Annotated in this window: 23 protein-coding genes and 2 pseudogenes; 18 read left to right on the forward strand and 7 right to left on the reverse strand. The window is 40.2% G+C overall.

All coding sequences use genetic code 11. The features are described 5' to 3' along the window. The first annotated feature begins 98 nt into the window (after positions 1–98). The 3 genes from PSM36_RS13910 (at position 99) to PSM36_RS13920 (ending at position 3229) form a co-directional block, all read left to right on the forward strand. On the forward strand, positions 99–401 hold the full coding sequence (locus PSM36_RS13910; protein ID WP_076932284.1) for a helix-turn-helix domain-containing protein: 303 nt from the start codon (positions 99–101) through the stop codon (positions 399–401). A gap of 34 nt (positions 402–435) precedes the next feature. Continuing rightward, positions 436–1740, forward strand: a complete 1305-nt coding sequence (locus PSM36_RS13915) for a type II toxin-antitoxin system HipA family toxin (protein WP_076931438.1) — start codon at positions 436–438, stop codon at positions 1738–1740. Between the two features lie 325 nt (positions 1741–2065). After that, positions 2066–3229, forward strand: a complete 1164-nt coding sequence (locus PSM36_RS13920; RefSeq protein ID WP_076928794.1) for an IS4 family transposase — start codon at positions 2066–2068, stop codon at positions 3227–3229. 13 nt (positions 3230–3242) lie between these two features. On the opposite strand, the gene PSM36_RS13925 is transcribed toward PSM36_RS13920, so the two are convergent. Both PSM36_RS13925 and PSM36_RS13930 read right to left on the reverse strand, forming a co-directional pair. Then, the gene (locus tag PSM36_RS13925; protein ID WP_232001464.1) at positions 3243–3581 is read right to left on the reverse strand and encodes a GNAT family N-acetyltransferase; all 339 of its coding nucleotides are present in this window, start codon (positions 3579–3581) and stop codon (positions 3243–3245) included. A 67-nt stretch (positions 3582–3648) separates the two neighbouring features. Next, a complete protein-coding gene (locus tag PSM36_RS13930; protein WP_019538828.1) occupies positions 3649–3975 on the reverse strand; it encodes an ArsR/SmtB family transcription factor in 327 nt (108 codons plus the stop codon). A 454-nt stretch (positions 3976–4429) separates the two neighbouring features. Here PSM36_RS13930 and PSM36_RS13935 point away from each other — a divergent pair, with 454 nt between their 5' ends. Both PSM36_RS13935 and PSM36_RS13940 read left to right on the forward strand, forming a co-directional pair. Beyond that, complete coding sequence (locus PSM36_RS13935) at positions 4430–4753, forward strand: nucleoside triphosphate pyrophosphohydrolase family protein (protein WP_026327176.1); 324 nt, start codon at positions 4430–4432, stop codon at positions 4751–4753. Between the two features lie 10 nt (positions 4754–4763). Further along, on the forward strand, positions 4764–5321 hold the full coding sequence (locus PSM36_RS13940; protein ID WP_076931439.1) for a DNA-3-methyladenine glycosylase I: 558 nt from the start codon (positions 4764–4766) through the stop codon (positions 5319–5321). Positions 5322–5323: 2 nt separating this feature from the next. Here PSM36_RS13940 and PSM36_RS13945 read toward each other — a convergent pair. Beyond that, positions 5324–5812 (reverse strand): annotated as a pseudogene (locus PSM36_RS13945) (NAD(P)H-dependent flavin oxidoreductase); the annotation flags it as partial. 129 nt (positions 5813–5941) lie between these two features. On the opposite strand from PSM36_RS13945, the gene PSM36_RS13950 reads away from it, so the two are divergent. Both PSM36_RS13950 and PSM36_RS17950 read left to right on the forward strand, forming a co-directional pair. Then, positions 5942–6766: an IS4 family transposase gene (locus PSM36_RS13950; protein ID WP_449421181.1), complete on the forward strand. Its 825-nt coding sequence runs from the start codon at positions 5942–5944 to the stop codon at positions 6764–6766. After that, positions 6655–7110: a transposase gene (locus PSM36_RS17950; protein ID WP_449421182.1), complete on the forward strand. Its 456-nt coding sequence runs from the start codon at positions 6655–6657 to the stop codon at positions 7108–7110. The genes PSM36_RS13950 and PSM36_RS17950 overlap by 112 nt, the downstream gene beginning before the upstream one ends. Before the next feature lie 13 nt (positions 7111–7123). Here PSM36_RS17950 and PSM36_RS13955 read toward each other — a convergent pair. Together PSM36_RS13955 and PSM36_RS13960 are read right to left on the reverse strand one after the other, a co-directional pair. Continuing rightward, a pseudogene (locus tag PSM36_RS13955) lies at positions 7124–7717 on the reverse strand (NAD(P)H-dependent flavin oxidoreductase); the annotation flags it as partial. A 94-nt stretch (positions 7718–7811) separates the two neighbouring features. Then, a complete protein-coding gene (locus tag PSM36_RS13960) occupies positions 7812–8792 on the reverse strand; it encodes an IS30 family transposase (RefSeq protein ID WP_076932160.1) in 981 nt (326 codons plus the stop codon). A gap of 348 nt (positions 8793–9140) precedes the next feature. On the opposite strand from PSM36_RS13960, the gene PSM36_RS13965 reads away from it, so the two are divergent. Further along, positions 9141–9650: a helix-turn-helix domain-containing protein gene (locus tag PSM36_RS13965; protein ID WP_019538833.1), complete on the forward strand. Its 510-nt coding sequence runs from the start codon at positions 9141–9143 to the stop codon at positions 9648–9650. 20 nt (positions 9651–9670) lie between these two features. Here the strand turns inward: PSM36_RS13965 and PSM36_RS17550 are convergent, their stop codons facing one another. After that, the gene (locus PSM36_RS17550; RefSeq protein WP_019538834.1) at positions 9671–9808 is read right to left on the reverse strand and encodes a hypothetical protein; all 138 of its coding nucleotides are present in this window, start codon (positions 9806–9808) and stop codon (positions 9671–9673) included. Between the two features lie 229 nt (positions 9809–10037). On the opposite strand from PSM36_RS17550, the gene PSM36_RS13970 reads away from it, so the two are divergent. The 10 genes from PSM36_RS13970 to PSM36_RS14000 all read left to right on the forward strand — a co-directional run bounded on the left by PSM36_RS13970 (position 10038) and on the right by PSM36_RS14000 (position 18019). Then, positions 10038–11420, forward strand: coding sequence for an NAD-dependent succinate-semialdehyde dehydrogenase (locus tag PSM36_RS13970; protein ID WP_026327179.1), 1383 nt, complete (start codon positions 10038–10040; stop codon positions 11418–11420). 426 nt (positions 11421–11846) lie between these two features. Continuing rightward, positions 11847–12122: a GlsB/YeaQ/YmgE family stress response membrane protein gene (locus PSM36_RS13975; RefSeq protein ID WP_019538837.1), complete on the forward strand. Its 276-nt coding sequence runs from the start codon at positions 11847–11849 to the stop codon at positions 12120–12122. After that, positions 12115–12255 carry a hypothetical protein gene (locus PSM36_RS17510; RefSeq protein ID WP_019538838.1) on the forward strand — a complete coding sequence of 47 codons (141 nt, stop codon included), beginning with the start codon at positions 12115–12117 and terminating at the stop codon, positions 12253–12255. Before PSM36_RS13975 ends, PSM36_RS17510 begins: the two co-directional genes overlap by 8 nt. Positions 12256–12324: 69 nt before the next feature. Next, complete coding sequence (locus tag PSM36_RS13980; protein ID WP_019538839.1) at positions 12325–12726, forward strand: hypothetical protein; 402 nt, start codon at positions 12325–12327, stop codon at positions 12724–12726. Positions 12727–12740: 14 nt separating this feature from the next. Then, entirely contained in the window at positions 12741–13721 is a 981-nt protein-coding gene (locus PSM36_RS13985; RefSeq protein ID WP_019538840.1) for an alpha/beta hydrolase, read from the forward strand. A gap of 17 nt (positions 13722–13738) precedes the next feature. Then, on the forward strand, positions 13739–13903 hold the full coding sequence (locus PSM36_RS17515) for a hypothetical protein (protein ID WP_019538841.1): 165 nt from the start codon (positions 13739–13741) through the stop codon (positions 13901–13903). A 40-nt stretch (positions 13904–13943) separates the two neighbouring features. Beyond that, the gene (locus tag PSM36_RS17555) at positions 13944–14093 is read left to right on the forward strand and encodes a hypothetical protein (protein WP_019538842.1); all 150 of its coding nucleotides are present in this window, start codon (positions 13944–13946) and stop codon (positions 14091–14093) included. Next, positions 14066–15097 (forward strand): glycoside hydrolase family 130 protein, encoded by a 1032-nt coding sequence (locus tag PSM36_RS13990; protein WP_019538843.1) that lies wholly within the window; start codon positions 14066–14068, stop codon positions 15095–15097. The genes PSM36_RS17555 and PSM36_RS13990 overlap by 28 nt, the downstream gene beginning before the upstream one ends. A gap of 65 nt (positions 15098–15162) precedes the next feature. Next, positions 15163–17400 (forward strand): glycosyltransferase, encoded by a 2238-nt coding sequence (locus tag PSM36_RS13995; RefSeq protein ID WP_019538844.1) that lies wholly within the window; start codon positions 15163–15165, stop codon positions 17398–17400. Between the two features lie 310 nt (positions 17401–17710). Further along, positions 17711–18019: an RNA recognition motif domain-containing protein gene (locus tag PSM36_RS14000; protein WP_076931440.1), complete on the forward strand. Its 309-nt coding sequence runs from the start codon at positions 17711–17713 to the stop codon at positions 18017–18019. Between the two features lie 184 nt (positions 18020–18203). On the opposite strand, the gene PSM36_RS14005 is transcribed toward PSM36_RS14000, so the two are convergent. After that, positions 18204–23021: a RecQ family ATP-dependent DNA helicase gene (locus tag PSM36_RS14005; protein WP_076931441.1), complete on the reverse strand. Its 4818-nt coding sequence runs from the start codon at positions 23019–23021 to the stop codon at positions 18204–18206. Between the last annotated feature and the right edge of the window lie 44 nt (positions 23022–23065).

A 23065-nucleotide genomic window follows, 5' to 3' on the forward strand; every position in this document is an offset into this window, starting at 1 on the left:
TACCATAAACATCAATATATTATATTTTAATGTATAAAACAGCTATTAATATTTAATATATTGATTTTATTTGTACCTTTGTAAAAAACATGAATGTTATGTGGACAGAAATGAGTGATCCCGCTATCATTGAAGAGTTGTCGAAGCGGTTCAGGGAATTACGGTTAAAGAAGAACATGCAGCAGAAAGAGCTTTCTGAATATTCAGGTGTAGCTATAGGAACTATCCGGAGATTCGAAAACGGTGAAACCATTTCAACAGAAAGTTTGATAAAGGTCATGCGGGGGCTTGGCATACTGGAAAATCTGGAACAGTTAATACCCGAAGAACCCATAAGTCCTATCCTTATGAAAAAATTGCAAAGCAAGAAAAGAATGCGTGCGAGTTCATCAAAGAAATAAAGCGAATTAAAAGTTTTCAATAGAACAATTTACAATGGATGACTTAATTGTTGATGTAAATATCTGGGGGAATAATGTGGGTGCTCTTATATGGGATCACAACAACGAAGCTGCATCGTTTCAATATGACGATAAGTTTTTGCGTTCCGGGCTTGATGTTTCTCCTGTCATGATGCCATTGCGTAATTCGGCAGGGATGGTTTACCAATTCCAGCAAAACCGAAACAATTGTTTTAAGGGATTGCCGGGGTTGATTGCTGATTCTCTTCCCGATGCTTTCGGTAGCCAGATTATCTATGAGTGGTTTGCATCACGAGGATTGTCTGATGAACAAATCACCCCATTAGACTATTTATGTTACGTGGGTAAACGGGCGATGGGGGCTTTAGAATTTCAACCTTCAAAGGAAATACCGGGATTGGATCAGTCTACACGGATTTACATTGACGAACTCACGGCATTGGCTGAGGAAGTATTCAAAAACCGGCTGGAATTTCAGAGCAGGTTACAAAATCAGGATCAAAAAATACTTGACATACTGAAGGTTGGGACATCTGCCGGTGGAGCCAAACCGAAAGCGATTATCGCCTATAACGAATCGACCAATGAAGTGCGGTCGGGTCAAGTTCTCGCTCCGGAAGGTTTTACTTATTGGCTTCTGAAATTTGACGGTGGAGTTTATGAAGAACATTTCCAAATCACCGATAATCCGAAAGGAATCGGTAATATAGAGTATGCTTATTATCTAATGGCCAAAGCAGTAGGAATAAATATGATGGAGTGCCGGTTGTTGAAAGAAGGCGATAGTAATCATTTTATGACAAAACGCTTTGACCGTACCGATTCCGGCGAGAAGTTGCATATTCAAACTTTAGCGGGAATAGCTCATTATGACCGGGATCAACGACATGCTTACGAACAGGCTTTCCGGTTAATGCGACAAATGCAGCTACCATATATCCAACAGGAAGAGTTTTACCGTCGGATGGTATTCAATGTGGTAGCCCGCAACCATGACGACCATACGAAAAACCATTCATTTATTATGGATCGCTCGGGCCAATGGCGGCTGGCTCCGGCTTATGACTTGTGCTATTCCTTCAACCCGCAAGGACGTTGGACGAATCGGCATCAAATGTCTGTCAACGGCAAGCAAGACGGATTTACATTCGAAGACCTGAAAACAGTAGCCGACCGAATGGGCATAAAACATGGAAAAGAAATCATCGAAAAAGTGGTCGATACGGTTTCTGCATGGGAACAGTTTGCCCAGGAAGCCGGAGTAACGGCAAATCAGGTAAAGGAAATAAAATCAAATTTGCTATTACTTCGACCATAATTATGTTCCATTACTGGTGGATCCGGTTTAATCCTTGATTTTTAGACGCCATTTATGGACAAGAATCTAATTCGGTGTTACACATTAGGGATATCCCCAATAAGGCGAATCCCAAAAGTTTTTGTTCAACTTTTGGGATTCAGTTCAAAATAAATCAGAGACAGCCTCTCTTCTATTTATCAATTATATCGTTTTAATATCCGGGGTCATTAGTGTCCACTAAAAAATCATAATAGTTCTTTGAAATTGTTGATATTCAATTTATTGTATCCGATTTTCGAGTCAACGGATTTGAATTTATCTTTGCGGTCAGAATCAGACCGTTATGCATAAAGACCCATTCGTTTTCTCCCAATTAGTCCAGTTCATGGATAGGAATCACTTCAATTACCTTGTACGCAAGTATGAAGGTGATAGATACGTCAAGAGCTTTACCTGTTGGAATCAGCTACTTACGATGATGTTCGGGCAACTGACCAACCGCGAAAGCCTCCGCGATCTAATTGTAGCGACCGAGGCGCATAGCGGCAAACTTTACCATCTTGGAATGGGAAAGTCGGTGACCCGAAGCAATCTTAGCAAGGCTAATGAGCAGCGCGACTATCGTATATTCGAGGACTATGCCAAGTTCATGATCAACGAGGCAAGGAAGCGGCGGATTGACAAAATCTTCGAGCTTGAAGGGCATGTCTATGCGTTCGATTCGACTACGATTGACCTGTGTCTGTCGGTGTTCGAATGGGCTAAATTCCGTAAGCATAAAGGCGGCATCAAGATGCACACGCTTTACGATATAGAGGCTCAAGTTCCTGCTTTCGTGCATATTACTCCGGCAAACGTACACGATTCCAAGGCTATGCTTGAGATACCATACGAGCCAGGGGCCCATTATATTTTCGATCGCGGCTACAACGATTACGGCAACCTGTACACTATTCACCGCACTAAAGGATTCTTCGTTCTGAGAGCCAAAAACAACGTCCAGATGAAGCCGAGAACTTGGAAAAGGCGACTTGCGCGAGGCATCGTTTCCGACATAGTCGGCACTTTCACCGTGTATAAAAGCACCAAGGTTTATCCGGAGGAACTGCGAAAGGTGATTTGCATCGATCCTGAGGATGGTAGCAAATACATTTTTCTTACCAATAATCTGACAGCCACGGCCTCTCTGATTTCGGAACTTTACCGCAATCGGTGGAGTGTGGAACTATTCTTCAAATGGGTGAAGCAACATCTCCGAATCAAGAAGTTCTGGGGTACATCAGAGAATGCCGTGCGTGTCCAAATCTATTGTGCAATAATTACTTATTGCCTTGTAGCAATAGTTCAACACGGCATGAAATTGGAACGCAGCATCTACGAAGTCCTTCAAATTCTTGGAATCTCGCTTACCGACAAGACCCATTTGCGGGACTTGTTCGACAAAAAGAATATCAATGATGTCAAAGATCTCTATGGTTCGAGTGAACTAAATTTATTCAACTTTTAACCGTGTCCAATTTTTAGTGGACACTTGTGATTTCTTTAAAAAGATACTGATAGAGAATCGTACCAAAACCTTTGCCCTGTATATCTTTATCCAAATAAATTGTAACCTCTTTAGTGGATGAATAAGCACAACGGTTATTCCAGTTATGCAGGTAACAATAGCCTGCAATTTTACCGTTAATCTCTCCGACATAATAAGGAAAGCCCTCATCTAAAAAGCCTTTAATACGTTGTTGCATTTCGTCAATGCTTACGACAGCCGTTTCAAAGGTGACGGCTGTATTTTCCACATAATAATTGTAAATATCACAGATGCCTTTTGCATCTTCTAATGTCACTTTCCTTATTTTCATACAGAGTAATATTATTCGTACTTATACAATATAATTCGTAAATCAACGAACTTTGGGGCAAAAATTTTTACTCGGAGTTACAACTTTCTTCGTTATTGATATCGACAAAAAATACAGAAAACAAACTTTTTGCCTTTTCCCAATTTTCTTCATTGATACAGTATTTGACTGTCGGCAACGTGATTGCGCCCTGTACCAGTCCTGCATCCTTAAGTTCGTTCAGATGCTGGGATAACGTACTTTTGGCAATGGGCAGTATTTCCGACATATCACCATGATAACAACACGATTTGCTTGCAAGCATTTCCAGTATAGCGATACGAATAGGATGCCCCAATGCTTTGGCGAACCGTGCAAGTTGTTCTTGTTCGACGGTCAGTTCTTTCTTTGACATATCTCATATAATTTATTGTTCAATTACTTTAGACATTTTGAGTCGCCTTCACGCCTCGAATGTTAATTGAGTCGCCTTCACGCCTCGAATGTTAATTGAGTCGCCTTCACGCCTCGAATGTTAATTGAGTCGCCTTCACGCCTCGAATGTTAATTGAGTCGCCTTCACGCCTCGATTTTCAATTCTGCACTCGGCAAAACCAAAGCAAGTTTGACTCCGTCTTCTTCCTGCGCACCTCACCAAAATTCGAACTAATTCACTTTTGGGTTCGGGTTTTCGTCAGTTGTTTCTGCTCTCACTTAATGAAATAGTTCGCAAATATACGAACTATTTTTTAATTCGTAATATTACGAATATATTTTCTAAGAACATTGATTCTGATAACAAGAATAGTATCTTTGCATTGAAATATCAATGGTATGGCTGTAAAAATAGAAAAATGGAGATTGCCCAAATGAATAAAACAGATTTCAACGAGATAATCCGACGCTCCAAAAAGATACGGGAGTTGTATCATGAGGCGGAAAAACAACATCACGGAAATGAATGGACAATAGAAGAAGATGCATTGGCTTTTCTGACCGATGCAGGATTGGTCGGACGGTACACGATGTCGCAACAGGGACGTTGGCCGAAAGAAAACACCCATGCCGAGTTGGAACATAAACTGGGTGAATGTATCTGGTGGCTAGTTGTTTTAGCCGACAGGATGAACATTGATATGGAAGAAGCGTTAGAAAAATTCCTTTCCAAAACAGAGAAATTATTCGGAAAATAAATCATTGATTATGTCCTATTGCTTTTACATAGACACCATGCAACCCGAAGAGAGAAAAGCGTTGCACAAGAATTACCACGACAATCATTACGGTTTTCCTATCCACGATGATAACGAATTGTTCGGTCGACTGATCATGGAGATCAATCAGGCGGGATTAAGTTGGGAAACCATTTTAAAGAAAGAATCCTCATTCAGGGAAGCTTACGATAGTTTTAATATTAAAAAAGTAGCATCTTACACTGAAAAAGACCGTGAACGTTTGCTGAATGATGCGGGTATTATCCGTAACCGATTGAAAATCAATGCTGCAATAGAAAACGCCAACACTATTCTCGCATTACAACAAGAGTTCGGTTCTTTTGAAAAATGGCTCGAGCATCACCACCCTAAAACAAAAGACGAGTGGGTAAAGCTGTTCAAAAAAACCTTTCGTTTTACCGGTGGTGAAATTGTGAACGAGTTTTTGATGAGTATTGGTTATTTATCCGGATCACATTCCGAAAACTGCCCTGTTTATAAAGAAATTCTGAAACAAAACCCTATGTGGAACGCAGGAAGAAAATGAATTTATATCATTTTCAACTCTGCCATTTCATATTCAGCCTTTAATGCGGAAATAATTTCTTTTACTGTGGAGATCTTCTTTGCCAGATAAGCGTTACTTCCGGCAAAGGCGTATCCCCTCTTCATATTTCCTTTGGATGAATTATACAGCGCTTTCATGATGCAATACGGACTTTTCTGATAGTCGCATGTTTTTATACAATGTAACGGACAATTTTTAGGGACTTCCGTACCTGACTCGATCTTATTGATATATCCATTGCGGATAGCCCGTCCCGGCATTCCTACAGGACTTTGTATGATTATGATATCTTCCTGGTTTGAGTCGATATATGTTTTCTTAAAAGCATAAGGTGCATCACATTCTTCTGAAGTAACAAAGATGGTTCCCATTTGTACACCGGATGCCCCCAGCTGAATAAACCGGTATATATCCTGGCCGGAATAAATACCCCCGGCGGCAATAACAGGTATTGATTTAATATCTTTATACATTAGTGGGCACTTAAATAAAAAAATAGTTCTTTGAAATCTTTTGTAGATCGCAGTTTTGAGAAATTTTAGTTGTGTGACGATTTGAAATGCGATGATTATATTTTACTTTGCCCAAAAGTAAAAATCATGAATCAAGGCAAATATATTTTCGCACAGCTTACAGAATTTCTACCACGTAGGGTGTTTGACCATATCGTATCCAGGCACGATGGAAACAAGAAAGTCCGAAGTTTCACCTGCTGGAACCAGATGCTATGCATGATCTTTGGACAATTGACAGCCCGTGACAGTATGCGGGACTTGATGTTGAGCTTGGAAGCCCATCAATCCAAATATTACCATTTGGGACTGGGGGCAAGCGTAACCCGGACAAATCTGGGCAAAGCCAATCGTAACCGTAGCTATAAAATCTTTGAGGATTTTGCCTATGTGATGATGGACAAGGCCCGTCAAAGTCATTACAGGGAGGACTTTGAAGTCAAGGTGGACGGGAACGTCTATGCCTTTGACTCCTCCACCATCGACCTGTGCCTGAGTGTCTTCTGGTGGGCGGAGTTCCGCAAGCACAAGGGAGGCATCAAGTTGCATACATTGTATGACCTGAAGACTTCCATTCCGACTTTCGTGTTGATCACCAGCGCAAAGGTCAATGATATGAACGCGATGGATTATCTTCATTATGAATCCGGGAGCTTTTATATCTTCGACCGCGGATACGTGGACTTTGACAGGTTGTACCGGGTGAATGAATCCGAAGCCTGGTTTGTCACGCGGGCCAAGAAGAACTTCAAGTTCCGCAGGATGTATTCCCGGGAAGTTGACAAGTCGACGGGCGTGCAATGCGACCAGATCGGGAAACTGGAGGGATTCTACCAGCAAAAGGACTATCCCGGCAAACTGCGCAGAATCAAGTATCACGACGTGGAACTGGGCAGGACTTCGTTTTTATAACCAATAACATGGACTTGACGGCCGTCGAGATAGCGCTACTGTATAAAAAACGCTGGATGGTTGAGCTGTTCTTCAAATGGATAAAACAACACCTGAAAGTAAAAAGCTTCTGGGGAACGACCATCAACGCCGTTAAAATCCAATTATATTGTGCTATCATCGCTTACTGTCTGGTAGCCTCGATTGGTTACGAATTGAAAGTTGAGCGTCCAATCTACGAAATTCTGCAAATACTCAGCATCTCCCTACTGGACAAAACTCCTATAAGAGAGATACTTACGAATTGCGATTACAAAAATGTCAAAGAGCTCGATTATAAACAATTAAAAATCAACTGGATCTAAGTGTCCAGTAGTGATCTTTATATTGTACCATTATCTGGACAACTTCCGGAAGTATATGTTCCAGCGCGAAATTCTCATCTTCAATCTGGTCCTTCTTAAAACCCAGATGCCCTCCGGCCTTTGGGCCTTCCACCACAATGGCATCAGGCAAATAATTATAGTTTGTCTTCCATTTCTCACAAATGATTTTTGCTGCGCGCGATGACGAAACAATAGGCACTAACTTTGTTTTACTATCGGGAGTAAGGTAAGAGGGTAAGTCGAGAGGAAGTCCTGCCCCGACAAAAAGAAAATCAACATTCTCCTGAATAGCAGTCCGTACCATGTCGGAGAAATTAGTAAGTGCTGCCATTATATTGATACCAATCAACCCATTACTCTTTGCCCTGGCTTTCCGTAATTCTTCCTTTAAGCCCCATATACAGTCTTTCAAAAAATCAGCCGGTTTTTGATGATACAAAAGCCCTATCCCGGCACAGGAGATAACCCCGATACCCCCTTCATTGGCAACGGCAGAAGCTAACCCGGAAAGAGATATTCCCACTCCCATTCCTCCCTGAACGATCGGGAGTTTAATATGTAAAGACCCTATATAAAATGATTTCATCAATGATTCTTTTTTGAATGATAATTAACCTTTAAAGGTGAGAATTATTTCTTGTATAATTATTACATAATAATAAAAATAAGTTACCGTAGATTCAACTCGCAAATGCAATTTTATTTTCCAAAGATGCAAAAAATAATTGAGCCGGTGTTTTATAGTTCAATTTTTTTCTTGGTCTTCGGTTTAATTTGTATTGTATCTCCTTCACTTTTTCACTATTAACATCATTAAAGTCAGTTCCTTTCGGGATGTATTGGCGTACGAGTTTATTGGTGTATTCGTTCAATCCTCTTTCCCAGGAACTGTATGGATTGGCAAAGTAAAAATCAATATCCAAAGCGCTTGCAATGGCTTTGTGTTCTGCAAACTCCTTGCCGTTATCGGATGTTATGGTGTGAATCTTTCCTTTATAAGGCATTAACAGACGGATGACAGTCTCCTTTACTGCCTCGGCATTCTTCCCCTTTTCCAATTTTTCCATTAGCACAAACGCCTTGGTTCGCTCCACGATGGTTAAGATGGCACCCTTGCCGTCTTTGCCGATTACGGTATCGATTTCCAAATCTCCAAATCGTTTTTTCTGGTCTACGATTGCCGGTCGGTGTTCAATCCCCACCCTGTCTTTAATGTGTACCCGGGTATCCGATACCGGGCGTCTTCTGTGCTTGAGCTTGTGGCGTAAGAAAGTGTATAAATCTCCTCCTTGCGCCTTGTCTTTGCGAATGTGCTGATAAATCCTTTCCACGCTTACCATCTCAATGCCGTTGACTTTGCAATAGCCGTTAATCTGTTCGGGAGACCACTGTTCTTCCCGTAGTTTTTTGTCAATGAACCGCTGCATGGATGAACTGAAGCTACGCTTGCGCTTGAAGCGTTCCTTGCGTTCATCGGCAAGCATTTGAGCGCGAGCCGCAGAATACTTCCCACGCTTGGCTTTATTGCGGGACAACTCCCGACTTATGGTTGATTCCGATACTCCTACAATCCCTGCAATCTGTTTTTGTGTACTTCCCCTTTGAAGTAGAGCTGATATTTGGTATCTTCGCTCTACGGTCAATTGTTTAAATTTTTTCATAATACAACTATTATAAACATTTTGGCCAACTTTCCCAAGGGAACGCGTTCCCTTGGGAATCTTTTTGACCATTAATAAATGATATTTAGTTGCATTTACTAATTGAATTTACGTACATGTTTCACAGGATTATAGAATCCGCCAATCAAATCCATTGTTGATAAATATGCAATACACATCGTCCTTTTATAAGTATGCAATTTTTATCAGCATCAGATGAAATGACATGTTAGTATGTGAAATTCAGGCTGTTTTAAAACAATAGGAGATCATTATTTGTTTATTATATGGCAAGTTATGAAAATTTATATTAGACATATGGTAAGCCAACGATGCAAAATGGCAGTAATGCAAGAGCTAAAGAAAATAGGGCTCAATTACATTACCGTGGACTTAGGGGTCGTTACTCTTCCGGAGGATATAACGAAAGAACAAAAAAACCAATTGAAACAGGCTTTGCATAGTTCCGGATTAGAACTGATAGAAGATAAAAAAGATATACTGGTCGAACAGATAAAAACAGCAGTCATAGAATCGATACATTATTCAGATACTCAATTAAAAGTGCCCTTTTCAGCCTATCTGAGTAATAAATTAAACCTCAACTACACTTACTTATCCAATATGTTTACAGAGTCAGAAGGTATTACCATTGCTCATTTCATTATCACACATAAAATCGAACGTGTGAAAGAACTCATTCAATACGATGAACTGACTTTCTCTGAAATCGCCTACAAAATGCATTACAGTAGTATTGCACACTTGTCGAATCAGTTCAAGAAGATGACAGGCATCACTTTGTCATTTTATAAAACACACGGACAGAGAAGGGAAATTAATATTGAAAACCTGTGAATTGTGTAATTTTCCTTTATTTATTTGTTTTTCAAATCATCTGATTCCTCCTTGTTCTTATCTGCCCGTTTATGGGCTTTTTCCGCTCGCTTTTCTTTCAAATTCTTTTGAGGAGCCTTTTTATCGGCCCGCCCTTTTCCCTTACTTTCCTTTGACATAACTATTCAAAATATTAATGAACCACAAAGATGGGAATTATTAAACCCGATAGTATTACACAAGAAGCAAAACAAGTTGCATCTTTTACATATTTACAGGAATACCGGTTAAAATCCAATATCAAAAACCTGTGAAACATGCAATTAATAACCGGTTAATTGTAACATATCATTTAAAATGAAAGCCTACCTTTACAAATCAACACCTAAAAGTGTTGAACAAATATATATGTCAATAAAAACTGTAAATCCGACGACAAATGAAAAGCTGCAATCATTTGATGAAATGTCCAAAGATGAAATTGAAGCCGCAATCAACCAATCAGAAATAACCTACCAGAGCTGGAGAAAAACCACTTATAAACAAAGAGCGGTACTGTTGCACAAAGTGGCAGAAATACTCCGGATAAGAAAAGAGGAACTCGCCGGGTTAATTACGCTCGAAATGGGTAAATTAATTGGAGAAAGCAGGGCTGAAATAGATCTTAGTGCAGATATTTTCGATTATTATGCAGATAATGGAGAGAAATTCCTGGCAGATAAAACCCTGAAACCTGAATTTGGAGAAGCTTTTATACGCCACAGTCCGATAGGCGTTTTGCTGGGTGTTGAACCCTGGAATTTTCCATTTTACCAGGTAGCGCGCTTTGCTGCTCCCAATATTATGATAGGAAATACGATTCTTCTGAAACATGCTTCCAATGTACCTCAGTGCGGAATAGCAATGGGAGAGATATTTAAAGAAGCCGGCGCTCCCGAAGGATTGTATACCAATCTGTTGATTCCCGGAGATAAAATATCGAAGCTCCTTTCCGATGATCGAATTAAGGGAGCATCCCTGACAGGCAGTGAAAAGGCCGGCGCGAGCCTGGCTGAAGCGGCAGGAAAAAATATAAAAAAATCAGTGCTGGAACTTGGCGGCAGTGATCCTTTTATTGTACTGGATGATGCCGATATTGAAAAAGCGGTGTACTGGGCGGTGATAGGGCGTATGAATAATACCGGCCAATGCTGCGTCGCCGCAAAGCGTTTTATCGTTATGGAATCCGTTTATACCGAGTTTCTGACCAAATTAAAAGCCGCTTTCCAGTCGCTAAAGGTGGGTAATCCGATGGATGATGATACACAATTAGGCCCGTTATCCAGTCAGGATGCCTTATCCGATTTATCGGATCAGATAAATAAATCGGTGAAAGCCGGAGCCAAAGTAGAACTGGGCGGAGGTCGAATAGATCGTTTGGGAGCTTATATGGAACCAACGATCCTGTCGGATATAAATAAAAATAATCCGGCTTATTTCCAGGAGCTGTTTGGTCCTGTGGCTTTGTTGTTTAGAGCCAAAACAATAGAAGAGGCTATTAACCTTGCCAATGATACCAGCTATGGGTTAGGTGCTTCAATTTTCACCAGTAACATAAAACAAGGGAAATTATTAGCTGATCAAATAGACGCAGGAATGATTTTCATAAATCATCCTGCATGGACCCAACCCGATCTGCCATTTGGAGGAACAAAAAGGTCGGGGTACGGACGGGAATTATCGGAATCAGGCCTTGAGGAGTTTATCAATAAGAAATTAATACGGACAAGTCTATTGACTGATCCGTTTTGAGGAAAGACCTTTTATGCTAATGGATTAACAATTTTTAAAATCACAGCTAACGAAGGAGTACCAATGGTCCTCTTTCGTTTTTATGATCAGCTAACTTTTCAACCATAAAATGAAAAACAATCCGTATAATTAGAATAAAATACTCCGCTTACAGTTGATCAAACAAGAGCTTCACAGCGATAACACGGTGTTGTATAATTCACATTATTAATTACATAATTCACAGATTGAGAGGCCAGATCTGTTTTCAGATTGTTCTAATGATATAAAGACAGTTATCTGTCAGAAACAATTTAAAACATAATCAACGGATTATGGATAAAAGAAATAACGCAATCGGACGGGCAGCAGGTCCTCCTTTTTGCATCTCTAGTAGTTGATGAAAGTAAGAAAAGAAGAAACAAAACAAATAAAAAAACAAACAAAATGGATGTAGGAATAATTGGTTCAATAGTTATTGGTATTATCGCCGGTCTTATTTCCGGCCGGAGTACAAAGGGCCGGGGATTCAGTTTACTGGTAAATTTAATAGTCGGCCTAATCGGAGCTGTATTGGGTGGCCTGATCTTCAGCCTGCTGGGGATAACCTTCGGCGGGGTCATAGGAGTACTCATCGTATCAGTCATAGGAGCTGTTTTCTTCCTATGGATACTGTCTTTATTCAGCACGCGTAATAGGCAAACCGGAATTTACAATGGATAAACCGATAGGGCTTATCAAAAAAATAAGGAAAAATGAAAAAGATTCATGGAATGACACAAGAAATACGACCGATAAAAAAGCGGACACAATCAAAACCGATATAAAAAGGGATGTTAAGAGAAAATTGAATTAATATCCGTACGATGTGAGAATACCAGCCAATCACAATAAATAAAACGGCTGGCTTATCTAAAAAAATGTTATGAATAAATTACTGTTTTTAAGTATAATGATATTAACCTCGCTTGGTTTTATATCTTGCGGAGACGATGATGCTCCGGTATTAGGAGCCAAAGTACAGGTTACGGTAAAGAATATGGCAGGGACTGCCCAAACCAATACGACTGTTTACTTATATAAAAATACGGAAATAGATGGCTCTACGAAAAGTACTGATGCCGACAAATATGTTGTAACAGATGAGAATGGTATTGCCACATTCAACTTAAATTTTACCGAATTAAATATTCTTGAATTTGAAACGACTTTGTCTTTTGCTGTCTTTTATGAAGTCGGTGAGGTTGAATTTGTTGCCCCGGGCAGTACAAGCGTGACGGTAAAAAGGAATGACGAGAAAGAAGTTGACATTACAATTCCATTCTAAGAAACAAGAAGTATATGCAACAACAAACGGAAAATTCACCGGATTATCTGGAAGACAAGCATCTGAGTCCTGAAGTAAAAAACTATTTAAAGGTACTGAATGTGGGAGAGCCTGTTGAAACATTGTCGAAAGAGGGTGCCCGCAAAGTGCTTATAGCGGTTCAGGAAGAAGTAAAAGTCGATCTGTCGGGTATTGAAGAATCTGAAAAAACAATTCCTGATAAAGACTATCCGGTGAAATTAACCGTTGTTCGTCCTGCAGGCGTCACAAAAAAACTACCCGCATTTATTTTCATACACGGGGGAGGCTGGATACTGGGAGACTATCTCACTCATAAACGGTTGGTACGTGATCTGGTCGTAGAATCGGGATATACCGCAGTTTTTGTCCATTACACGCCTTCGCCCGAAGCTAAATATCCGCAGGCAATCCATGAGATTTATGCGGCCACAAAGTGGGTTGCAACCCATGGAGACGAATTAAATATAGACGGTAGTCGTCTGGCTCTGGCCGGAAACAGCGTGGGAGGTAATATGGCGATTGCAACCGGTTTATTCGCGAAGAAAGACCATGCATCGTTTATCAAAGTCCAGCTTTTATTATGGCCTGTGACAAATGCCCGTTTCGATACGGATTCGTATAAGATGTATGCCGAACAACGATTTTTAACGACATCGATGATGAAATGGATGTTCGATCAGTATACAACAGACAGGAAACAGCGTGAAGAAATTTTTCTTTCACCGCTTTTGGCTTCTGTTGATGAGCTGAAAGGGTTACCTCCCACTATCATACAAGTGGCCGAAAATGATATCCTGCGGGATGAAGGCGAAGCGTTTGGGCGGAAGCTGGGCGATGCCGGGGTCGAGAACACGACGATCCGTTACAACGGTGTCATTCACGACTTTGGATTATTAAACGGATTAGCAACTTTACCCCAGACACGTTCGATGCTCATCTATTCGGCAGCAATGTTAAGATATTATCTCAAATAAATTTAATAAAAATAATTATGAATAAAGTAGTAGTAGGTATCGTGATTGGTTTTTTCACAGGATATTTAATTCGCAAGATGCAAGATGATGGACAATTTGACTGCACTTACGATAATGCCTGCAAATTTTTCAGGAAATCAGAGAAAGATTTAAAGAACATACAAATGAAGCCGAATATTTGAAAGATTAAGTGGAAGACAAAAAAGAAAAGAATCGTATGATATGAAAGGAAAAGAAAGCAAAAAGGAAAAGAAAAAAGAGAAGGCAACGGGTGGAAAGACGAAAGATCTTTCAGAATACCAGAAAGCCAAGCAATCCAGACAAGACACTAAGCTAAATATAAAATGGCAAATATCAGACGGGAAGGTATAATCCTCGAAAAAACGGATTTAAGTTTTGAAAATGAAGGAGTACTGAACCCGGCTGTCATTGCCGAAGGCCGTACTGTGCATCTTTTTTATCGTGCGGTGCGCGAAGGGAACCATTCCACCATAGGTTATTGTCGTTTGGAAGGGCCATTAAATGTAGTCAGGCGCGATAAGGAATCTTTCATGCATCCTGAGTTCGAATACGAGAGTCAGGGCGTTGAAGACCCCCGGATCGTAAAGATCGGCGATATCTATTATATGACTTATACAGCCTATAACGGGATTAATGCAATAGGGGCGTTAGCGATATCTTCCGATCTGAAACATTTTACAAAAAAGGGGATAATAACTTCCGGGTTCACCTATACCCAATTCAAGGACTTGCTGGGCTCGGAAGTTGAGCATACGAGTAAGTATTTCAGGAGTTATAATAAAAGGGAATCCCTGACAGAATCGGGAAAACCGGTTTACCTGACGGATAAAAACCTTATATTTTTCCCGCGCAGGATAAACGGGAAACTATGTTTTATGCACCGGATTAAACCGGATATCCAGCTTGTGAGGATCAATAACCTTGAAGAACTGACGTATGACTTCTGGATAAACTATTTTCTGGACTTTACCAGCCATATTATGTTTGAACCGCGGTACGACCATGAGTCGAGTTATATCGGCGGCGGATGCCCCCCGGTAGAAGTACCCGAAGGCTGGCTGATGATATACCACAGTGTGTGCGATACACCGGAAGGGTATATTTATACGGCATCGGCGGCACTATTGGATCTGGAAGACCCCCAAACAGAAATAGCAAGGCTTCCCTATCCTTTATTCAGCCCCGAAACCGATTATGAATTGAACGGTGTTGTAAATAGAGTATGTTTTCCCACGGGTACGGCTGTATTCAACGGCAGGCTGTACATCTATTACGGGGCCGCGGATAGGTGCATAGCCTGTGTCTCGGTTCAGCTACGTGAGTTGGTAGACGAATTAATGTCATATAAAAAATGAAACGAGCAGGAGAAATGCTCCATATACTTCCACACACAATTGATGTAGACAAATAAAACAATCGTATGAAAGAAATAATATGCGTAACAACATATCCGCCCCGGGAATGTGGCATCGCCACTTTCTCGGATGATCTGATACGTGCCATTGAAGTGAAATTCGGCTCTTCTTTTACCGTAAAAGTTTGTGCTTTAGCATCGCAAAGCGAACAGCATACGTATGGTGATAAAGTGAAGTATGTATTAAACACCTCGGAAGCTGCCGATTTCCCGGACATGGCTCGGAGAATAAATGAAGATCCGGATACGGAGATGGTACTTATCCAGCACGAATTCGGCTTGTTTGCCGAACACGAAACAGCATTTTTGAAGTTCGCAGGCTTGATTAGAAAACCGCTTATTATTGTTTTTCATACCGTACTGCCCAATCCGTCGCCGGAGCAAAAAAAATACCTCAGACAACTTGCCCGCCGCTGTTCTGCGGTAATCGCAATGACACAGACATCGGCTGAGATACTTGAAAAAGATTATGATATAGAACCCAATAAAATAAATATCATTCCACACGGGACCCATTTAGTATCGCACAAAGACAAAAAGAAACTGAAAGAAAAATATAAAGTTACCGGACGCCGCATTCTTACTACTTTTGGATTGTTAAGTCCGGGCAAAAGCCTTGAAACTACCCTCGAAGCATTGCCGGACATTATAAAGGAAAACCCGACTGTGTTGTTCCTGATTATAGGAAAGACACATCCTACCATACTCAAAACAGTCGGGGAAGCTTATCGGGACATGCTGAAAGCGCGGGTCGTTGAGTTGGGACTGACGGATTATGTAAGATTTGTCAATCTCTATTTAGACCTTCCTGTTTTGTTGGAATATTTACAACTGACCGATGTTTACTTATTTACTTCGGCCGACCCGAACCAGGCCGTAAGCGGCACTTTCGTGTATGCTTTAAGCTGCGGGTGTCCTATTATCGCTACGCCTATACCGCATGCGCTGGAACTGCTGAAAGATAATTCGGGGTTGATTTTTGATTTTAAAAATTCTGGTCAACTGGCTAAAGCGACCAATAGATTACTGAAAAGTAAAAAATTGCGATCCGGGATGAGGATCGCCGGATTGCAGAAGACAGCCGAAACAGCATGGGAAAATACGGCTATTGCTTATACGCGGTTGTTTAATAAGGAACTCAAAAATGAGGAGACACTTATTTATTCGTTGCCTCCCGTCAACCCCGACCATATTAAAAGAATGAGCAGTTCTTTTGCAATGATCCAGTTCTCAAAGGGAAACCGTCCGGATATCCGTTCGGGTTATACCCTGGATGATAACGCACGTGCATTGGTAGCCTTGTGCCGGTTATATGTTGAAACGAAAGACGTGTCGTGCGAAAAATACATTAAGAAATACCTTGATTTCATCCGGTTTTGCCAGCAAGCGGATGGTACTTTTTTGAATTATGTAGATAAAGACCTTGCATTTACTGCTCAAAATGATGAAGATAAATTGGAAGACAGTAATGCCCGCGCCATTTATGCATTGGGTTATTTTATTTCACAGAGGGGGAAATTCCCGGATAGATGGACTGAAGATGCGATAGAGACCTTCGAACAAACATTTGATATGATTATGGGGATGAGATCCCCCAGAAGTATAGGGTTCGCTATAAAAGGTTTGTTTTATTTCCAGCGTACCTTTCCCGGTAGTGAAGTCATCAAACTTATTACTGTATTAGCTGAAAGGCTGACCAGCTGTTACCGGCAGAACCGTGAAGATAAATGGAAATGGTTTGAAGCTTACCTGACGTATGATAACAGCATCCTTCCGGAGAGCCTGCTCTACGCATACCAGATAACCAAAAATAACATATACAGGAAAATAGCCGAGGAGTCTTTCCATTTTTTATTGGATAATATACTTATTACACAGCAGATAAAAGTTGTCTCCAATCAGGGATGGCTTCAAAAAGCGGTCAAAGGTAAAAGATATGGCGAACAGCCTATCGATATAGCCGGTACCGTGATTGCACTGTCCGCATTTTATTCCGTATCCGGCCAGGAAGAATACCGGGAAAAGCAAAAAGTCGCTTTCAGCTGGTTTCTGGGAAATAATCACCTTCACCAGATTATTTACAATCCGGTGACCGGAGGATGTTATGACGGACTGGAAGAACATAATGTTAATTTAAACCAGGGCGCGGAGTCGGCCGTATCTTATCTGATGGCAAGGCTTTGCATGAACGATAATCCGATCAATGAGACTGTAAAAAACACGCCTGGAATACGATCGCTATAAAACAATAGTCTACTTCTGCAAAATAAAATATTATAATACAGCAAATAAGTCAAATTCTTTCCGTACCTTTGTATCTTAAGCAATTAAGTTCGTTATTGTATCTTTCTTTTCAATGTTTTGCTCCGCCCCGGTTTGCGGATCTTTCCATCGTCAAAATCGACAACAAAATCAAATTTCTTGTTTATAACATTCACCTGTCGCGAGGGTGTACAGTGTATAGAGACTTACAAACGCTCGACGGTGATATTTCCTAAAGGAACAAAATAATAAATATGACATTTAAAGAATTAACTAATTAACAAAGAAAAGAATGAACATTTACGTATCAAATTTAAATTTCAGCACAACAAGCGAGAGTCTACAGGAACTATTTGCGGCGTACGGTGAAGTAACCTCCGCTAAAATTATCACAGACAGAGATACAGACAGATCGCGAGGTTTCGGTTTTGTTGAAATGTCTAACGACACAGAAGGTCAAAAAGCCATTGCCGAATTGAATGACACCGATTTTGAAGGAAAGACAATTACCGTAAACGTGGCACGCCCCAAGACCGAAAGAAACCAGGGTGGCTATAACAATCGTGGAGGTGGCGGTGGTTATAATAGAAATCGCTATTAATCAAAATGATAAAGATCTCAAACGGGCAGTATAAAAGATTATATTGCTCGTTTTTTTCAGAACTCGCATATCTGATCTAACACGGTTTGTTAACCGTATAAATTCAGGTGTCACCCAGGTTTCCTATTAAAAAAAGGTTTTCTCCGTTTTAATTACTGATATCTGATGTTTGAACGAACAGGTACTACCGGCTTTTCACAAATTTCAGTTCTGGGAGAATTATCTTCACCTCCGTATCCATATCCTGGTTTTTCCAATATACAATAAAGTTAACGTTAGCGGATTGGAGATTATATCCTTTTTGTAACAAAGGTTCCAATCGACTAGAACAAAAATGTTGTGAAAACTTTAATACCGGTCGATTCTGGAGGTTAAAGCAAGTATCCCCTTCAACCCTCAATTCATCCCCACTGACCAACTTCTCCAGACTCCACTGCCTATTCATAAAATACCCCAGCCATACATCTTTGTGACTTAAATGGAGGCGCAGTTCATCAGGTTGCCCATACATATCAAAATCCACCATTCTCTCTATCGATTCCATATTTATATTATTGAGATACGAACCGTTGAGATGAAGATAAAGATTTTGCTTTGCCCGGGTCATTGCCACATACAGTAATCGTTTTTCTTCATCGCCAGAAAGAACGAAATTTTCCAAAAGTAAAAAGATATTGTCAAATTCCTGTCCTTTCGCCTTATGCATGGTCGATATAAATATCGTTTCACCATCTTGCGGAAGGAAATCTTCGAGCTTCGATTCTTTTATAAACAGAGCTAAATCAGATTTGTATTTTCCATATTTATTGGTCTCCTCAAATTCTTTTATAAGTCTATTTACAATTTCAATCTTTGTACTATTACCAAACTTTTTTTGTAACTCCTGTTTGGATTTTTCCCAGATATGATCACCTATTTTTGGTGAAGAAATATCTGAATTTATCTGCTCAACAAAATATCGCATTTCGAGCAAATCATATAAATTAAAGCTGTCATTAGATTGTATAAGACTGGCTTTCAATCCTCTTTTCAATAAAAGTCCGGCCACCAAGGAAGCCTCATCATTAGTCCTTGTAAGCACACAGGTAGTTCCTCTCAGTCCTGTTTCACAGATATTATTCACCAATGGAACAATAAGGTTATCCGTATTATTATAATATACAATCCTTACTTTTCCATTATTGTTATCAACAGCGATGATCGGGCCTTTTTTAAGCCTGTGAGTGAGTTTTCGTGCAAATTTATTCGAGAATTGCACGAGATTATTTTTACTTCTGTAGTTCTCTATCAGCTCGTATTTCACCGACTCTTTTTCATCTATCAACGATTTCATATACTTTGAATCGGATCCCCTGAAGGCATAGATATTTTGATCGTCGTCACCAACAGCTATCACACGCATATCTTCATTGAATTCCATCAAGGCTCTTATCAAAGAAAATTCATCAGCGCTCATATCTTGCGCTTCATCGATCACTAAAACCGTTTTCGTTATCTTGCTTAATTCTATATCACGGCTTTTTATTTTTTCGGTTGCTATGCGGACTATATCCTCTGATTTCTCCACATTTCCGACAAATCCCAATAAATCAAAGCAAAAAGAATGAAAAGTTTTTATTTCCACAAAATATGCGGCATTACCGATCAGTTTTATCAGTCGTTTCTTAAACTCGGTGGCGGCCGCCCGTGAGAACGTAAGCATCAACAACTGCTCATGTTTCACATCTTCCATCAACAGCAACGAGGCAAGTTTATGCACCAACACTTTTGTCTTCCCGCTTCCCGGGCCCGCAGCAACAACGATATATTTCGACTTGCTGTCTTTTATGATTTTTAATTGCTCCGTGGATAATTCACCGAAAATCTGTCTGAACTTAGTAGGAGTAATATTTCTTTTCAACTCATTTTGCCTGCTGTTACTGAAATATTTATTCAGAAAAGAGGCATGGTTCAGTTGGAAGTAATCCTCCACAAATAATAGCGCTTCCTTATACCCCCTTATCATCTTCTTGGCATACTCGCCAACAATATGTATCTGCTCTATTTTATTTTTGTAGAATCGATCGAGTTTCTCATAATCGTCAGTCGTATAACGCTTGGAATTATTTTTCTCTAACCTTTCAACCGTAAGCTTGTTATAGACGACAAGAAAACCACCTTCAATTTTGATAGATTCAATACGGGAAAGATAAAAGAGGGCATCCTCTATATCATCAAAGGTAATTTCCAGTTTAAAAAGCATCTGCGCTTTTTCGTATTCGCTTTTCAATTCCAGCACCGAAAACTCGACCAACATTTCATCTCCTGCAGTATCCTGAATTGCCTTTTTATTTTTCTCAAAAATATATTCCAGAATGAATTTCGAGAGTTCCTGTCTTTTTTCAAGCAGTTCCTTTATTTTATCCTTCGGCTCCTTAAAAGCTATCGAGACATGGTTTGGGGAATTATTGTAATTCTCGTACCGTTCCCGTTTGATCCATTTCTTTATATCCCAAAAGTTGATGATCGTTTTTATCTTATCGGTAGAGACATTCCTACATCCCTCCTGTCCCGCACCCTCGTTCAGTACCTTCAGATTGTACGTTGCCCCCTGTTCATCCAATGCCGACAACAAAAAATTCTCTATCTTGCTGTATGTTTCCAGTATGAAAAGTGATTGGTTCTGTTTTTCATTTTTCCGGATAAAAGCGGTGAGATCTTTTGCATCCGCCAATATCTCTTCTTCACGCATCAAGTTTATGATGCGTATGACATCCTCCCGGACAATACCCAAATGATCGGAAATATAATCGACACGCGACTCGGCCACTTCATCTGAAGCATGTCTATGACTTTTATTTGAAAACAGTTTTTTGATTATCCTTGTCGCCTGTACCTCCTGCTTGTCGTCGAAATGTGGAGAATTCCGGATCTTTATAATCGCATCCTCCGCATTTTTCGTGAGAATACTGTTGGCAAAAATCCGGGGCATATTTTGACCTCGTTTTAAATATCCTACATCTTCGAGTGCTGCTATTGCCGACTTGACCCGTGTTTCTATCTCGGCCAGGTTATCATCCCATCCTGCTTTCCGGGCAATCTCCAAAGCTGAATTGGATATTGTCGATCTGAAACCGGTAAGTTCTTTGATCGCTTTCCAGATTTGTTGCACCTCTTTAATGTTGAGTTTTGTCTGGTTGAGCAAGGTGAAATGTTTGTCCAGATCCTGCTCGTTGAATAAGACGTAACAATCGGCGGTAATATTCTCATCTCGACCCGCGCGGCCGGCTTCCTGCACATAATTCTCCAGAGAATCAGAAATCTCATAATGGATCACCATCCCCACATCTTTCTTGTCGACTCCCATCCCAAAAGCAGAGGTAGCCACAATTACCCTGACTTCCCCCGACATAAAAGCATCCTGATTCTCCTTTTTCTGCTTCACATCCATTTTTCCATGGTAAACCCTTGCGCTGAAACCATCGTCGCATAATCTTTCGGCTAATTTAGTGGCTCGATAGGTTCTGGAAGTATATACAATAATCGAACAATCTTTCGAGTCGATAAGATTTCGTAGAGTATTGTATTTTTCATCGTCATTTTCATTATTGAATACCATATAATGAAGATTCGACCTTGAAGTACCGGAGACAAAAAGATCAAGATCAAGCGAAAGTTTTTTGCTGAAATAATCCCTTATGTCTTCTATTACTTTTTGCTTTGCAGTAGCTGTAAAACAGGAGACAGGTATCGGTTCATCGAGTTGTTTATTATCCTGGATCAAGTGTATAAAATCAGCGATATACATGTAATCCGGCCTGAAATCCTGTCCCCAGATAGAGAAACAATGTGCTTCATCAATCACGAAGCGGGCGATTTTCCTGCCCAGTAATAAGCGTTCTATCGTTCTTGACCGCAATGATTCGGGTGAGAGATACAAAATCGATGCAGAGCCATCTTCCACTCTTTCTATCGATTTCGCCCTTTGAATCGGATCCAGCAACCCGTTAATGGTAACAGCATCAATGATACCGTTCTTCTCGAGATTATCCACTTGGTCCTTCATTAAGGATTGTAATGGAGAGATCACAACAGTCAGCGCTTTTGCACTTTCACCCGCCATAAGTGCCGGAACCTGGAAGGCCAGCGATTTCCCTCCTCCCGTTGGGAATATTGCAAGCAGAGATTTACTGGCAACTGCCGCCTTTACGGCATTTTCCTGCAAAGCCTCGCCATCATATTCACGATAAGAGTCGAAACCGAAATATTTTTTCAACGCCTTATGAACGTCTAAAAAACTGTTGCAATAAGCACAACCTGTAATGCAGGGACTATTCCGTAGCAGAAACATCACATTTTCTGCTACAGGATAATTTTTAAGAACCCATGGAGGTGTGATCGAATAACGGTTTCTCGCATTGATAAGTGCAAGGCAATAAGCAAGTTCTACCGGATATGCGTTAACAAGATATTCAATATCTGCATTACTACATATCTCCGCTTCAAATTTTCTTCGTATCTCTATTGCTACATTTATTTGATTGGAAGAGAAATCGATATACTGAAAAAAGCCGGCAAATTCTTTCACATTGGCTAAGAGCAAATAATAAATTCGCTTCAGTTCCTCGTCCAATTTTGCAAATTCGTTTATCTCATCATACAATAGATTTTTGGCTTTTATTGAATCATTAAGCGGATTATTATAGTTTTCAGGATCGAGCTTATCGTCTTTTACCAGGTTATGGTATGGTTGTGCAGGAAATAATAAAGGTGAAAGGTAAAGTGTATCTATTATATTCAGGTTATTCAAACCCGGTATCTCTTTTGCGATGTATTTTAAATCGTGTGTAAGTATATTATGTCCGCATATATACGCCGTTCCGGCTATAAAATCAGCAAACTCCTTAACCGAAGCAATATGGAGTCTTTCTCCATTGCCCTTTATACTCCCAATGTCTAGTATTCTATGATTATTAGGATCAATTTCGGTATCAAAAAAAGTAATGATTTTACTTTGTTCCATTTTTTACGAATCGCATTATCCCACAATACATTTACAGGTTCGAC

The organism is Proteiniphilum saccharofermentans, assembly GCF_900095135.1.
Lineage (GTDB): Bacteria > Bacteroidota > Bacteroidia > Bacteroidales > Dysgonomonadaceae > Proteiniphilum > Proteiniphilum saccharofermentans.

Excerpts from the sequence above, each read along its gene's own strand:
- PSM36_RS13910 (WP_076932284.1), top strand. The coding sequence starts at position 99 with ATGTGGACAGAAATGAGTGATCCCGCTATCATTGAAGAGTTGTCGAAG.
- PSM36_RS13915 (WP_076931438.1), top strand. The coding sequence starts at position 436 with ATGGATGACTTAATTGTTGATGTAAATATCTGGGGGAATAATGTGGGT.
- PSM36_RS13920 (WP_076928794.1), top strand. The coding sequence starts at position 2,066 with ATGCATAAAGACCCATTCGTTTTCTCCCAATTAGTCCAGTTCATGGAT.
- PSM36_RS13925 (WP_232001464.1), bottom strand. The coding sequence starts at position 3,581 with ATGAAAATAAGGAAAGTGACATTAGAAGATGCAAAAGGCATCTGTGAT.
- PSM36_RS13930 (WP_019538828.1), bottom strand. The coding sequence starts at position 3,975 with ATGTCAAAGAAAGAACTGACCGTCGAACAAGAACAACTTGCACGGTTC.
- PSM36_RS13935 (WP_026327176.1), top strand. The coding sequence starts at position 4,430 with ATGAATAAAACAGATTTCAACGAGATAATCCGACGCTCCAAAAAGATA.
- PSM36_RS13940 (WP_076931439.1), top strand. The coding sequence starts at position 4,764 with ATGTCCTATTGCTTTTACATAGACACCATGCAACCCGAAGAGAGAAAA.
- PSM36_RS13950 (WP_449421181.1), top strand. The coding sequence starts at position 5,942 with ATGAATCAAGGCAAATATATTTTCGCACAGCTTACAGAATTTCTACCA.
- PSM36_RS17950 (WP_449421182.1), top strand. The coding sequence starts at position 6,655 with ATGCGACCAGATCGGGAAACTGGAGGGATTCTACCAGCAAAAGGACTA.
- PSM36_RS13960 (WP_076932160.1), bottom strand. The coding sequence starts at position 8,792 with ATGAAAAAATTTAAACAATTGACCGTAGAGCGAAGATACCAAATATCA.
- PSM36_RS13965 (WP_019538833.1), top strand. The coding sequence starts at position 9,141 with ATGCAAGAGCTAAAGAAAATAGGGCTCAATTACATTACCGTGGACTTA.
- PSM36_RS17550 (WP_019538834.1), bottom strand. The coding sequence starts at position 9,808 with ATGTCAAAGGAAAGTAAGGGAAAAGGGCGGGCCGATAAAAAGGCTCCT.
- PSM36_RS13970 (WP_026327179.1), top strand. The coding sequence starts at position 10,038 with ATGTCAATAAAAACTGTAAATCCGACGACAAATGAAAAGCTGCAATCA.
- PSM36_RS13975 (WP_019538837.1), top strand. The coding sequence starts at position 11,847 with ATGGATGTAGGAATAATTGGTTCAATAGTTATTGGTATTATCGCCGGT.
- PSM36_RS17510 (WP_019538838.1), top strand. The coding sequence starts at position 12,115 with ATGGATAAACCGATAGGGCTTATCAAAAAAATAAGGAAAAATGAAAAA.
- PSM36_RS13980 (WP_019538839.1), top strand. The coding sequence starts at position 12,325 with ATGAATAAATTACTGTTTTTAAGTATAATGATATTAACCTCGCTTGGT.
- PSM36_RS13985 (WP_019538840.1), top strand. The coding sequence starts at position 12,741 with ATGCAACAACAAACGGAAAATTCACCGGATTATCTGGAAGACAAGCAT.
- PSM36_RS17515 (WP_019538841.1), top strand. The coding sequence starts at position 13,739 with ATGAATAAAGTAGTAGTAGGTATCGTGATTGGTTTTTTCACAGGATAT.
- PSM36_RS17555 (WP_019538842.1), top strand. The coding sequence starts at position 13,944 with ATGAAAGGAAAAGAAAGCAAAAAGGAAAAGAAAAAAGAGAAGGCAACG.
- PSM36_RS13990 (WP_019538843.1), top strand. The coding sequence starts at position 14,066 with ATGGCAAATATCAGACGGGAAGGTATAATCCTCGAAAAAACGGATTTA.
- PSM36_RS13995 (WP_019538844.1), top strand. The coding sequence starts at position 15,163 with ATGAAAGAAATAATATGCGTAACAACATATCCGCCCCGGGAATGTGGC.
- PSM36_RS14000 (WP_076931440.1), top strand. The coding sequence starts at position 17,711 with ATGAACATTTACGTATCAAATTTAAATTTCAGCACAACAAGCGAGAGT.
- PSM36_RS14005 (WP_076931441.1), bottom strand. The coding sequence starts at position 23,021 with ATGGAACAAAGTAAAATCATTACTTTTTTTGATACCGAAATTGATCCT.